Raw genomic sequence first — 12,111 nt, forward strand, 5'->3', positions numbered from 1 at the left:
CTCATCATCCTTGCTTCCCGGGCTAGCCTGCCCTACACCCCTTCTATGACTGCCACAGTTACTGTCACCAACACCGCAACATTTGATGAATCTGTAACTAGTACAAGAGCCAATCTGCAGGAGAAAGCTACAACAAAGACGCTAACATTTTACAGAGACGCGGACAATGACAGAGACTGTAACAGCTACCGTTACAGTGACAGCCACTATAACGGCTACAAAGATTGCTGCTACTGCCTCCTCCTGGTGCAGTATCGCTTGCTACTACCTGACAAATATCGAGTCGGAGCCTTTACTGGCCAGGCACTGGACTGTAGCAGTGATAGAGCCAGATGAAGCAAATGACACACTGCTAATGGAGGTGAGGAAACGCAGCGACCTGGTTCTCGCCTACCTAAACGCCGGGTATGCCGAGGAGTGGAGGAGCTACTGGGACGTAGTCAAAGATAAGCCCTGGATCCACGGCACCACCATGTACGAGGGCGAATACTATGTGGAATATTGGCACACTGAGTGGAGGAAGATACTTGTAGAGTTAGCAACGAGATACCTGGCTAGGGGGTTTCAGGGCATCTATCTAGACAACATCGATGCAGCCGAGCTGCTTGCTATAGAGAGACCCTCTTGGGCTCAGGGAGTAGATCCACGAGAAGCCATGATAGATCTCGTCTGTAACGTGTCCAATGCCGTCAAAGCCGTAGACCCTAAGGCAAAGGTGTACCTCAATATCGGTGGTGCAGTGAACCTGCTGTACAATGACCGCCTCCTAGGCTGCATAGATGGGGTGCTACGAGAGGAGCTGTGGAGCCACCCAGGCCCAAGCGGACCCGAGCCACAGGACCCTTGGGAAACTCTCGCAGCGCTCGACGCGCTAGCCTATGCACACAGCCACGGGAAGACCGTGCTAGTGGCGGATCCCGTGAACGACTTAAAGGAGGCTTGGAGTTTCTGTGTAAAGGCCTGGAGCCATGGCTTTATTCCAGTTCCGCAGCCAGCCTGGGCTCTTGACTACAGCGCTCCACCTCCACCAGTTTGGTGCAGTTGCAGCACCTCAATGGTCAAAAGCAACAAGTGAGGGTATCATCCGGAGACCATATACCCCGACGCAATATTTATCACTGTTTGATATACTATAGCTAGCTAATTCGAAACCCTATCTAACTCTAACAAATCCTACTCTAAACGGAATAGAGTTTGTTTTCGCTTTCGCAGGAGCCACGGTGCTTCTTGGCATTTTTGTTTACACGACCGTAATACCTCCATACCTTGTACCCTACATAGTTGAGTTGATGTTAAATACTGGACCCCCGGTCCAGGCCCTTCTCCTGCAAGAGGAGGCGAGCAAGCTATGTGGACTAGCAGGGTAATAGCCATAGCTATAGTTGCTTTCATCGCTATCATAGCTGCCTATATGCTTACAAGCGGAGGGGGAGAACCAGCCTCTACCGCAACACCTATGACCACCACTATCACAGTCACCAAAACCGCTACGACTACTATGACCACTACCGCGGTCGAGACCACTACAGTGTCAAAGACGGTGACATTCACCCAGACTGTGACCCAGACAATACCACAGGTAGAAGAGAAGCTAGTCCTAGTCGATGCGCTAGGCAGAACAGTCGCTGTCGAAAAACCCGCTGAGCGTGTCGTCGCTCTAGCGCCCTCGATAACCGAGGATATTTGCTCTCTTGGGCTCTGCAGCCGGCTGGTAGGCGTCGACAGCTTCTCCAGGGATGTGCCCGGCGTCCCCGAGGGCGTCGTGGATGTTGGCGGCTACTGGCAGCCTAGCAGCGAGAAGGTAGCCGAGCTAAAGCCGGACCTAGTACTGGCATGTAGCGGTGTATCCGCCCAGGAGCAGATGGCACAGCAGCTCGAGGGGCTCGGTATCCGAGTATTCTTCCTTCGCTGCGACCAGGCCCGGGGCTTCGACGACATCTACTGGGATCTACGTGCTATAGCGACACTACTGGGCAAGCCCGAGGCTGCCGATAAGGTGATAGAGCTGATGGAAGAGAGGGTTAGCGCGCTAGAGAAGAAGCTAGCCAATACTACGAGACCTGGTGTAGCCCTGCTAGTTTACCTCCAGGAGAACGGCGCCTGGGTAGCCGGCGGCGGCACATTCCACGACACAGTGATAGCTGTTGCTGGCGGCTCTAACGTGTTTCACGGTCTCTACGGCTGGCAGATGGTTGGCTACGAGGAGCTAGTATCCCGGGACCCCGACTACATAATAGTGACCGGTATGACTCCTGCTGACTTCAACCGCACGATAGCGCTCGCGGAGAAGACGCCACTACGGGAGACTAAGGCCTTCCAGGAGGGCCATGTATGTGTCCTCTACGGCGCCGCCACCGACGCGCTTAACAGACCATCACCAGGCGTAGTAGACGCCGCCTATCTGTTGGCCTCGATACTGCACCCCGACCTAGTGGAGCCGCCGGAGAGGCTAGCCGGCAACTATACTTGTATGCACCAGGGCTAGCCCGCGGCAGGGACGTGGCGAAGCCTTGCACACGCGGCGTGTTTTTGCAGCACTAGTCGCCTTGGCGGCACTGCTCTTCCTAGCAGGTCTAGCCGTGGGCCCGGCCGGGTTCCGTAACCCCCTGGACCCTGGGTCCTGGGACCTGGTGCTCAGGCTCCGGCTGCTCCGGGGTCTTCTCGCTCTAGGCGTGGGAGCGGCGCTGGGGGCGGCCGGGGCCTTCATGCAGTATAGCGTCTCGAACCCATTGGCGAGCCCGAGCATCCTAGGAGTCTCGCCAGGCGCGCTCGCCGCCAGCGTCCTAGTAATGCTCGCGTGGAGGGGCTCGCCACCGCTCGGAGCCCCTCTCCTTGCCGGGATGCTGGGAGGCTTCGCTGCCTACGCCGCCTCGGCCGCCCTAGCCGCCCGGCTCGGGTTCACAAGGGTAGGCCTAGTCCTAGCAGGCGTAGCTGTCTCCAGCACACTCTCCGGCCTCTCGAGCCTTCTCGTTCTCCTGGCTGAGGCGAGGCTCCGTCTACCCGCCTCATTGATGCTTCTCGGCAGCTTCGCCTACGCAACCCCCGAGACCGTCTACGTCGCTCTAGCCTCATCTGGTGCCGGCCTAGTCGCGGGACTCGCCCTAGCCCGAGGACTCGACGCAATATCCTACGGAGACGAGACAGCATCCGCTATGGGATATAGCCCGGGGCAGATCCGGCTCGCTGCGAGCCTCACCTCAGCCGCCCTGACCTCTGTTTGTGTCTACGCCGCCGGGATAGTGGGGTTTGTCGGCCTCGTAGCCCCTAACACCGCGCGTCTCCTTGTAGGCGGCCATCCTAGGGCTAGTTTGCCCGCCTCCCTACTCCTCGGCGCAGCCACCACGCTGGCTGCAGACCTGGCCGGGAGACTCACAGCGCTAGCTCTAGGGCTTGGTGAAGTACCGGCTGGGCTCGTTACAAGCGCCGTGGGGGGTCTGTTCCTGGCCTACATGCTCCTTCGGGGAGCCGCTGGGGGAGAAGAACAGTGACAGCAGAACTGAAGGCTCTAGGGGTATACGCTAGGCATGGTAGCAAGGTCGTACTGGAAGACGTCACCATGGAGGCACGGCCCGGCGCAGTCACAGTAGTCCTTGGACCCAACGGTGCGGGGAAGACCACACTCCTCAGAGTGCTTGCTGGCCTCCACGTCCCGGCCCAGGGCCGTGTCTTCATCGGGAACCGGGACGTCTACAAGCTACCCCGCATGGAGAGAGCCAGGCTTATCGCCTACGTTCCGGCTGTGCTTGAATCCCCAGGGCTCGGCCAGACCGTGGAGGAGTTTGTCGCTGCTAGCCGGTACCCGCTCCACCCTGGGCCCCGCCTAGGCCCCCAGCCAGGTGACCTGGAGGAGGCGCAGAGGCAGCTCCGCCGAGTAGAGGCGGAGAAACTAGCCCAGCAGAGCCTCGGAAAGCTGAGTAGTGGCGAGAAACAACGTACACTCCTAGCCCATGCATTAGCCCGTGACGCTGATGTACTGCTCGTAGACGAGCCTACTAGTTTCCTCGACCTGAGGGGCCGGCTGCTCGTCTACAAACTGCTCCACGAGGAGGCCCGCCGGGGCCGCGTCGTGGTAGCGGCGACCCACGACATGATGCTTGCAGGGCTCTATGCTGACCAGGTGGTTCTCCTTTCCCAGGGCCGGATAGTAGCCCAGGGACCTCCCAAGGATATACTCCACCCCCGGCTTCTAGAAAGAGTGTTCCAAGTCAAGGTTGAAATGACTAGACTCGGTGACAAGCACATACCGGTACCTGTAGACATTACATGACTGTCGCAACGAGCGTTGCGTGCCCTCGTCGAAGGGGTTCCCGCTTGCCGCGGCTATGTATAGACGTTGCTTGGCTAGACCTCGACCTCTCCATGTACCCTAGCTTCGTTTCATCACTCTATAGCTACGCTGAGCCTGGCCGCTGGATAAAGATCCTGGGCTATGGGAGAGGCCACGTTCTTGTAAAGCGTGGCCCGCTACTATGCTGTGAGGGCCCCGGTTGCGGCACTGAGATGCTCCATTACTTGTCGGGCCGGTGGTGCCTCGACGTTTGCCGCCGGGGGCTCCTTAGCCGAGCCCTACCGCTGCGGGAGTACTACCTCGGTCTTGTAGTGGCGGCTGCACCGCCCCGGGATCGGCTCCTCGTCGCAGCAGCTGTCGTGCTGTCGTGGAGGACCCGTTATGCTAGCAATGTTAGGCGCTGGATGCGGATAGTGTTCGACGGGGTCGTTGACGAGGAGACAGGGGAAATAGACTTAGAGAAAGCCGTGGAGAGGGCCGCGAGGCTCCCGAGTCCACAGCCACGACGGCTAGCCCGGCTTCTACCAGCGCTGGCCAAGGCGCTGGAGGACTTGGACGACCCAGTCGCGCTTCGGAGAAAGCTCCTGGAGCTATCCGGCGTGGGGCCAAAGACCGCCGACGCTATACTATTGTTCACCGGTGTCTCGAGCGCAGTAGCGCCAGGTGATGTGCATCTCCAGCGCTTCGCGGCCAGGGTGCTTGGGCTAGAGAGGCTCCGGCCCGCGTCCAAGGACATGTGCCTGCGCGGGGGCGCCTGGTGCCCTGAGTGCCCTCTACGCGGCGGCTGTCTCCAGGGACGCATAGTAGAGACATATGGTGGCGCGGCGGGGCTTGTCCAGACCATTGCTTACGTTTATGGGAGCCTTGGCGGGAAGAGCTGGCGGGAGAAGCTCCCCCGGGTTCTCGAGCAGTTCTACACAAGCTCCGGGGGTACCTCGCCGGGCCGGTAGGCCTTCCTAGGCTTCAGCCCAGTACGGCGGAGCAGCTCCTCAACGTGCCGGTATAGGATGACGTACTCGGGGTCAATGTTCTCCGCGAGGGCTGGATGTATGCGGCGCAGCTTCTCCCGTATCCTCTCGACGCCCTGCTCATCGGTGAAGCTAAGCATGACTGCCGGGTAGACTTCCTCACCCGGCTCGAGCCCGTAGGCGACCAGCAGCTCTAGGGCTTTTAGCTGGAGCGTCCAGGCCTCTGGCCTGGCCCCCGTCAGCATGGCGAACTCTTCGGGGCTTGTACCCTTAATTGAGACGCGTACCTCTATCCCGGCTCCGTGGAAAGAGGCGAGCTTCTGGGCATACTCCTCCCGGGCCCCTATGAGGATCCCGTTAGTCTCCACTACGAAATGAATGCCCTCGGCAGTTACAGTCTCCATCACCTCGACGAGATGGTCGAAGCCCAGTGTAGGCTCGCCGCCGCTCAGCCTGGCTTGTTTCACGCCGCTCTGCCGGGCCAGCTCGATGAGCCTTGACGCCGCCTCGCCTGGCGACAGCAACTTTCCAGCTCTGGGGTTACCCCATGTAAACTTGTGGGCCCAGCAGAACCCACAGCGAAGGATACAGCCAACCACATCGCCCGTCACTATACCTCCATACCAGCGGTCTCTGCGGAACCGGTAGTAGCGGCGTAGCTGCACCCCGTCTCGTCGTGGCGCCACAACATGCTCAAGCCACTCAGCTAGAGCTACAGGGTCATAGCCTCGGCTCCTGCCTTGTTGTACCATACGGGTCCCAGAGGACTATAGTCGCTGAGAGCCTTTCATAATCATCCATAACTGCTATTCCTGCCGGAAGCGACTCTCCTAGAGTATCGCCATGGCTTCTGAACCACGGCAGAGGTCAGTGGAGCGAGGGTCATCTATATAGCGTCTCCCTAGCCCTAAGTAACTCGTTGCTACATGGTGGCGCCCGCTCCCCTCGGGGGCATGAAGACCGGGCTACCAGCCCGCAGGGCCAGAGGCCGCTTCTCTGGCTCGGCCTCTGGGATGCGGAGGAAACCTCGGGGGCGACCCCCGGGGGCCAGTGCGGGCGCCGCCTTTATCAACAGTAGAGGCCGCCACTGACGCCTTGGCAGAGAAGGAACATCGAGCGCATGCTGCGGGGTGCCACCATAAGTTGCCGTTCCGCGTGAAGGCATGCACTATGTTCTCTGCTGCACACCGTATCGAGGGACATCCACGCTGTGGAAGGATCCACGGACACAACTACCGTGTATGCATAGTACTCCGCGAGGACAAGCCCATGGGGATAGACCTGGACGAGCTCGAAGAGTGGCTCCAGGAACACGTCTTCAAGAGGTTCGACCACCAGTACCTCAACAAGCTACTAGCCGAGGACGGAGAGCTACCAACAGTGACCAGCGAGGACCTCGCCCAGATGATAGCTAGTTGGCTTGAGAAGAGCTACCCGGGGATGGTCGAGCTTGTCGAAGTCTGCGAGACCCCCCAGCTCTGTGTCGAGTACATCCCCTAGGCTCCGCGTAGTAGAGATCTTCACTAGCCTGCAGGGCGAGGGCCCATTTACGGGTACCCGCAGCGTCTTCGTCCGCCTCGCGGGCTGTGATCTACGCTGCCCGTTCTGCGACACCACATACAGCCTAGACCCCCGAACCGGGAAGCCCATAGCCATCGAGGAGATAGCCATTATCGTCGAGAGGGCGCGTCCTAGCCTGGTCGTAATTACTGGGGGTGAGCCTCTGCTACAGAGGAGAGGGGTCAACGAGCTAGCCAGGCTCCTAACCGAACAGGGGTATAGGATGCAGCTCGAGACTAATGGCACATTACCCGCACCTAGACCAGGAGAACCCCTCTATGCTGTACACCACGTGGTCTCACCGAAGGATGTACCAGTAGCTGTTGAGGGTGCGAGGCTCCACCCTTCCTGGGTAGAGGCTTCCCGGGCTACGGGTAGGGTTTGGTTCAAGTTCCTAGCCTCTACGAGGGAGCACGTAGAGGCCATAGCGGTATACGTGAAGGAGAAAGGTATACCCCGGGACCATGTCTACATTATGCCACTGACAAGGGATGGGATGTCCATGGATGAGCTACTCAAGCTCCACCAGCAGGTGGCGAAACTGGCACTAGACTATGGGTTCAACTTCAGTCCCCGACTTCACCTCCTTCTCGGACTACGCTAGCCCCGCTGGACCGGGTAGCTGCCGAGCACGTGGATGAACAGACTCCGAGCTGCTGCCTCCTCCAATGCTTCCGCGACGTGCCGGTCGAGCCTACTGCCCTCCAAGTCTATGTAGAAGTTGTAGTGCCAAGGCTTCCCCGGTATAGGCCGCGAGTATATCATCTTCAAGTTAACGCCGTGACGGGCGAAGGGCTCTAGGAACCGGTATAGGCTGCCCGGCTCGTCGGGAAACGCTGTTATTATGCTAGTCCTCTCCGCGTTCTCAGGCTGATCGCGCCAGGCTAGAGCTATGAACCTGGTGTAGTTGGGGCCATCCTCTAATCCCTCGGCTATTATCTCGAGGCCGTATGCCTCGGCCGCACGGCGGCTGCAAACGCAGAGCGCGTCCTCCTCGGCGGCCTGGCGGGCTGCATGGCTAGTGCTAGGCACCGGGACTAGCTCAGCTCCGGGCGCCAGCCTCTCAAGGCTCCGGGCTGCCTCGCGGAGCGCATGAGGATGACCATAGATCTTTCCTGCGCCTTTACGGCCTGCGAGTACAAGGTCTATCCTCATCTCGAGCGCGGCATAGATGTGGAGCATTGTGGTGGCGAGGTTATCTAGGGTCTCGCCAACAGGGCCCTCGAGACTGTTCTCTATCGGGACGACACCGTAGTCTACCTCGTAACCCTCTACTAGCCGGAACACTTTGGTTATGCTGTTACATGGTACCAGCTCTGCGCCTGGGAAGAGCTTCTCGGCCGCCATGTGAGTGAAGCTATGCTCGGGGCCTAGGAAGGCAACGCGAACAATCACTCCCACCCCTAGCCCACTCACGCTCCATGCCGTCACTGCAGCCGATCCCTATAACCCTGCCTCCAGAGGGCTCGTGACACCTCCGGGCCACATTCTATCGGAAAAGGTTTAGCCTGGTGAGACTATTCTCCGAACCTCCGGGTGTAGACTACTATGTCAACCAATGGGAGGAACCCCAGCAGTGGAGGGGAGCCAGAGAAGCACGAGGTAATCATAGTTGGTGCCGGAATAGCTGGGCTTACTGCCGCACTCTACCTGGCGCGGCAAGGCGTGGATGTACTAGTTGTGAGCAGGGATCTTGGCGGCCAGTTGCTCCAGGCGACACTGATAGAGAACTACCCGGGCATAGAAGCCGTCAAAGGCGTAGACCTAGCCATGAAGGTGGAGAGACAGGCTAAGACCTTCGGCGCTAAGACAAGGTACGGCGAACAGATAGTCAAGATAGAGAGACTAGAGGACGGCACCTTTCTGCTTGAGAGCAGCCGGGGCCGCCGTTACCACGCCGAGGTCGTGATACTAGCCTTCGGCAAGACTCCCAGGAGGATGGGTGTACCTGGCGAGGAAGAGTACGATGGCCGTGGCGTGAGCTACTGCACCATATGCGACGGGCCTCTGTACCGGGGCAGGAACACTGCTGTAGTGGGCATAGGCGACCAAGGCCTAGAGGCTGTAGCATTGCTGGCCGGGCTATGCCCAAAGGTCTACTACGTCACGCCGACCAGGCTCTTCGGTGACCCTGACCTCGTAGCCAGAGTCAGTGGGGCCGAGAACGTAATAGTACTAGAGAACCACGAGCCTGTACGCGTCCTGGGCGACGGGCGCCGCGTCACCGGCCTAGTAGTACGGGACAAGAAGACCGGCGAGGAAAAGACCCTCGAGGTTGAAGGCATTTTCGTAGAGCTGGGCTACGAGGCTAAGACCGAGTTCGTCAAGCACCTCGTCGACTTAAACGAGAACGGCGAGATAATAGTGGACAAGATAGGGAGAACTAAGACCCCAGGCCTCTTCGCTGCCGGCGATGTGACAGACATACCCTTCAAGCAGGCAGTAATCTCTGCCGGCGAGGGCGCCAAGGCTGCGCTGGCTGCGTTCAATTACTTGCAGAAGAGGCGCGGAAAGAATGTAGAGATACGTGGCGACTGGAAGAAAACCGGCGCTGTAAAGCCGAAGACGCAGCTGCGCCTAGGCCTCAAGAAAAGGAAGAACGAGTAGCCCGCGGAGCTGGGGCTAGAGGCCTTCTTCCTTTCGTATCTTTTCCGCGTATCGCTCCGGGGTGAGCAGTTTCTCCAGCTCCTTCTCGTCGCTCATCCTTATCTTGAACATCCAGCCCTCGCCGTAGGGATCCCTATTCACGAGCTCCGGCTCGTCGTATAGCCTCTCGTTGACTTCGACTACTTCGCCCGAGACCGGGGCGTAGATGTCAGCAGCAGCCTTCACGGACTCGATGCTACCAACTGCTTCGCCAGCTTTGACATTGGAGCCAGGCTCTGGGAGCTCTACACCCACAATATCGCGCAGCTTCTTCTGCGCGTAGTCGGTTATACCGATGACTACCACATCGCCCTCGCGCTTGACCCACTCGTCGCTCTCCGTGTAGAGCCTGTCCTTTAGGATCACGTAGTCGCCTACACGTATCTCATCCACCAACCCTCTACACACCCCGCAGAGAGATAGGCCATGCTTATCTCTCGAGAGCCGGGTGCACTAAAGCCTCCTGGAGATTAACCTGGGTTGTTCTCTCCTAAACCGTATCGCCAACTAACCGGGAGTTGATGTCAAACACGTGGTCGGCTACGTGGCGGTATGTGATGAAGTAATGCTATTATTGTGTCTGTGTCTTCGAGCCAACGTGGCCTGGGCCTATGCGTCGAGAGGCGGGAGCGGGGCAGCCTGATGAGTAGGAGACTCGAAGTGGGTGGCCCAGAGAATGTGGCTGGCAGATGTAACGCTCGGCTGGCGTTATTAGCGGTCCTGTTCTCCGCTATATCAGCTGTCTTGACGGTACTAGAGCTCATGGGTCTCACGGATAATCTGAACTACTTGATTTTCCACTCTATTCCTCCACAGGGATCAGTATTCGTTAGGCTATTGTCTCTAACGGCAAGCGTTGCTGCATTCATAGTTTATGCCGCTATACTTGTAGTTTACGATATTGCTAAGTTTGGTAAATTGAGGCTACAGACAGTTGCGCTAGGCATATCTTTGGCATCCTCTATGATAGTAGTTGCGGTACTGAAAGCACTATTACAAGTACCTAGACCTGGGGAACAACCTCTACATTACCCATTTCTACAGGCACTCCTAGTCTCTGATTACTACGCATTTCCTTCAGGCCATACTGCAAGAGCGGTAGTGGCTGCATACTATATCGGGAAGAGGCAGAAGCCATACTTTAGAGCGGCTTTATGGATCTGGGCATTCAGTGTAGCAGCAAGCCGAGTACTGCTGGGTGCGCACTGGGTGAGCGATGTCATAGCTTCAACTGCTATAGGTCTCGCCACGGCACTTATAGTAGACTGTACAGCAAGGTACTGGGTGCGGGTTTACAATAAGTTTCTGGGAAGAATTAAAGTGTTGAGACTTAGCCTAGACTAGTTCATGCGCGGATAGTTACGGGTGTAGGCCACACCGACCTGTTTATCGTTAAAGGCTAGAAAATCGTATAGGATTCACGTTTGCTTGACAACGTAGGAGTTGATATGGTGTTTGTTGTTTGCAAACCTACCGGACTCTATGCCGGGAGGAACACTAATAATCCTCTCAGGGAAGCTATTTGGTGTAGCTGACGTCTAGAGTACACTAGGCCTTTAAAGTACGTTGGTAAGAGAGGGGCCAGTTCATGGCGTACGATGCTATAATAGCTGTTGCAGTCGTACTCACAGTTGTGCCCCTCACTTTGCTGCTTGTTTACGCGTTTCTATCCCGGGTTACCCGAGGCCCGGATCATGTTTACAAGAGACTCCGTTATGAGGCAGGTAATCCACCACGTGGAGCAGCCCGGATACCTACCATATACCAGTACTTCGGCTACATACTGATATTCGTCGCCCTCGATCCTGTCTTTATGTTGCTCTTCGTCTTGCCCGCCGCTGCAGGAGGTCAATGGCTCAAGGCAGTACTTTTGAGTATGGCATCAGTAGCCGCTATACTCCCGCCTATAGTATATGCTGCTAGGTATGCCCGCCGCCGTGAGTACTGGAGTCTTCCATAGAAGGGTGAGACGAGCCATGGTTCATGGTGACTGGAGGCGCGGGCTCATACTAGTAGGCAATCTCGAGGAAGCCGCTGAGCGGGCCGCACGCTGGCTAGTAGAGAAGACGCCGATAAGAACACTGAGGGATTGGGCCACTAGCTTTAGTCTCTGGCCCGTCCACCTTACCACGAGCTGCTGTGGAGCAGAATTCGCCGCCCTTTACGCCCCGAAGTACGATGCTGAGAGGCTTGGTAGCCTCCCCTTTACTCATCCTCGTAACACGAACCTGATGTTGATAGAGGGCACACTAACGCGGAAGATGGCACGGGTTGCCCGTATCACCTGGGAGCAGATGCCATGGCCTAAGTTCGTCATAGCTATGGGTGCTTGTGCGTTCACTGGAGGCTTATTCTACAATAGCTATAACATCGTCTTGGTACAGGACGTGCTTCCCGTCGACTACTACGTGCCCGGCTGCCCCCCACCCCCCGAGGCTGTTGCAGACGCTTTGATAAAGCTTCAGAAGAAGGTCCGGGAAGGCAAGTGGAGGCCCCGCGACGTAGAGGACAAGGGGAAGCTGGAGGAGCTGATGCAGCCAGTCTACACGAAAGCCGAGCGTTATAGAGAAAGTGTAGTAAGCTGGAGAAGACTGCTTGAAGGACTTTAGACTCGCGTTAGCTATTTGTGATTCCGCGAACTACGATGCT

At 57.6% G+C, this 12,111-nt stretch carries 14 protein-coding genes; 11 read left to right on the forward strand and 3 right to left on the reverse strand.

Annotated features, from left to right (window positions below; all coding sequences use genetic code 11):
* Positions 1-166 precede the first annotated feature (166 nt).
* From Pyrde_RS07405 to Pyrde_RS07425, 5 genes are all read left to right on the forward strand, one after another.
* Positions 167-1,075 (forward strand): glycoside hydrolase family 191 protein, encoded by a 909-nt coding sequence (locus tag Pyrde_RS07405; RefSeq protein WP_055409530.1) that lies wholly within the window; start codon positions 167-169, stop codon positions 1,073-1,075.
* A 273-nt stretch (positions 1,076-1,348) separates the two neighbouring features.
* On the forward strand, positions 1,349-2,485 hold the full coding sequence (locus Pyrde_RS07410) for an ABC transporter substrate-binding protein (protein ID WP_055409532.1): 1,137 nt from the start codon (positions 1,349-1,351) through the stop codon (positions 2,483-2,485).
* Between the two features lie 25 nt (positions 2,486-2,510).
* Positions 2,511-3,488: an iron ABC transporter permease gene (locus Pyrde_RS07415; protein WP_055409534.1), complete on the forward strand. Its 978-nt coding sequence runs from the start codon at positions 2,511-2,513 to the stop codon at positions 3,486-3,488.
* Complete coding sequence (locus Pyrde_RS07420) at positions 3,485-4,267, forward strand: ABC transporter ATP-binding protein (RefSeq protein ID WP_055409535.1); 783 nt, start codon at positions 3,485-3,487, stop codon at positions 4,265-4,267. The genes Pyrde_RS07415 and Pyrde_RS07420 overlap by 4 nt, the downstream gene beginning before the upstream one ends.
* 44 nt (positions 4,268-4,311) lie before the next feature.
* Positions 4,312-5,238, forward strand: a complete 927-nt coding sequence (locus tag Pyrde_RS07425; protein ID WP_143522158.1) for an HhH-GDP family DNA glycosylase — start codon at positions 4,312-4,314, stop codon at positions 5,236-5,238.
* On the opposite strand, the gene Pyrde_RS07430 is transcribed toward Pyrde_RS07425, so the two are convergent.
* Positions 5,202-6,008 carry a radical SAM protein gene (locus tag Pyrde_RS07430; protein WP_055409539.1) on the reverse strand — a complete coding sequence of 269 codons (807 nt, stop codon included), beginning with the start codon at positions 6,006-6,008 and terminating at the stop codon, positions 5,202-5,204. The two genes, Pyrde_RS07425 and Pyrde_RS07430, sit on opposite strands and share 37 nt — an antisense overlap.
* A gap of 391 nt (positions 6,009-6,399) precedes the next feature.
* On the opposite strand from Pyrde_RS07430, the gene Pyrde_RS07435 reads away from it, so the two are divergent.
* Together Pyrde_RS07435 and Pyrde_RS07440 are read left to right on the forward strand one after the other, a co-directional pair.
* Positions 6,400-6,756: a 6-pyruvoyl trahydropterin synthase family protein gene (locus Pyrde_RS07435; RefSeq protein WP_055409541.1), complete on the forward strand. Its 357-nt coding sequence runs from the start codon at positions 6,400-6,402 to the stop codon at positions 6,754-6,756.
* Complete coding sequence (locus Pyrde_RS07440) at positions 6,707-7,420, forward strand: 7-carboxy-7-deazaguanine synthase QueE (protein WP_180385483.1); 714 nt, start codon at positions 6,707-6,709, stop codon at positions 7,418-7,420. Before Pyrde_RS07435 ends, Pyrde_RS07440 begins: the two co-directional genes overlap by 50 nt.
* Here the strand turns inward: Pyrde_RS07440 and Pyrde_RS07445 are convergent.
* Positions 7,417-8,211, reverse strand: coding sequence for a prephenate dehydratase (locus tag Pyrde_RS07445; RefSeq protein WP_143522157.1), 795 nt, complete (start codon positions 8,209-8,211; stop codon positions 7,417-7,419). The two genes, Pyrde_RS07440 and Pyrde_RS07445, sit on opposite strands and share 4 nt — an antisense overlap.
* A gap of 153 nt (positions 8,212-8,364) precedes the next feature.
* Between Pyrde_RS07445 and Pyrde_RS07450 the strand changes: the two genes are divergently transcribed.
* A complete protein-coding gene (locus tag Pyrde_RS07450) occupies positions 8,365-9,423 on the forward strand; it encodes an NAD(P)/FAD-dependent oxidoreductase (RefSeq protein ID WP_055409547.1) in 1,059 nt (352 codons plus the stop codon).
* A gap of 15 nt (positions 9,424-9,438) precedes the next feature.
* Here Pyrde_RS07450 and gcvH read toward each other — a convergent pair whose 3' ends face one another.
* A complete protein-coding gene (gene gcvH / locus Pyrde_RS07455; RefSeq protein WP_055410864.1) occupies positions 9,439-9,855 on the reverse strand; it encodes a glycine cleavage system protein GcvH in 417 nt (138 codons plus the stop codon).
* Positions 9,856-10,104: 249 nt separating this feature from the next.
* Here gcvH and Pyrde_RS07460 point away from each other — a divergent pair, with 249 nt between their 5' ends.
* From Pyrde_RS07460 to Pyrde_RS07470, 3 genes are all read left to right on the forward strand, one after another.
* A complete protein-coding gene (locus Pyrde_RS07460; RefSeq protein WP_055409549.1) occupies positions 10,105-10,806 on the forward strand; it encodes a phosphatase PAP2 family protein in 702 nt (233 codons plus the stop codon).
* Positions 10,807-11,050: 244 nt separating this feature from the next.
* Positions 11,051-11,422 (forward strand): NADH-quinone oxidoreductase subunit A, encoded by a 372-nt coding sequence (ndhC, locus tag Pyrde_RS07465; RefSeq protein WP_055409551.1) that lies wholly within the window; start codon positions 11,051-11,053, stop codon positions 11,420-11,422.
* A gap of 16 nt (positions 11,423-11,438) precedes the next feature.
* Complete coding sequence (locus tag Pyrde_RS07470) at positions 11,439-12,071, forward strand: NADH-quinone oxidoreductase subunit B (protein WP_055409553.1); 633 nt, start codon at positions 11,439-11,441, stop codon at positions 12,069-12,071.
* Positions 12,072-12,111 lie beyond the last annotated feature (40 nt).

This window comes from Pyrodictium delaneyi, assembly GCF_001412615.1.
Taxonomy (GTDB): domain Archaea; phylum Thermoproteota; class Thermoprotei_A; order Sulfolobales; family Pyrodictiaceae; genus Pyrodictium; species Pyrodictium delaneyi.

What these genes read in the sequence shown, in the direction of transcription:
- Pyrde_RS07405 (WP_055409530.1), top strand. Translation starts at nt 167, where the DNA reads ATGACAGAGACTGTAACAGCTACCGTTACAGTGACAGCCACTATAACG.
- Pyrde_RS07410 (WP_055409532.1), top strand. Translation starts at nt 1,349, where the DNA reads ATGTGGACTAGCAGGGTAATAGCCATAGCTATAGTTGCTTTCATCGCT.
- Pyrde_RS07430 (WP_055409539.1), bottom strand. Translation starts at nt 6,008, where the DNA reads ATGGTACAACAAGGCAGGAGCCGAGGCTATGACCCTGTAGCTCTAGCT.
- Pyrde_RS07450 (WP_055409547.1), top strand. Translation starts at nt 8,365, where the DNA reads ATGTCAACCAATGGGAGGAACCCCAGCAGTGGAGGGGAGCCAGAGAAG.
- Pyrde_RS07460 (WP_055409549.1), top strand. Translation starts at nt 10,105, where the DNA reads ATGAGTAGGAGACTCGAAGTGGGTGGCCCAGAGAATGTGGCTGGCAGA.
- ndhC (WP_055409551.1), top strand. Translation starts at nt 11,051, where the DNA reads ATGGCGTACGATGCTATAATAGCTGTTGCAGTCGTACTCACAGTTGTG.
- Pyrde_RS07470 (WP_055409553.1), top strand. Translation starts at nt 11,439, where the DNA reads ATGGTTCATGGTGACTGGAGGCGCGGGCTCATACTAGTAGGCAATCTC.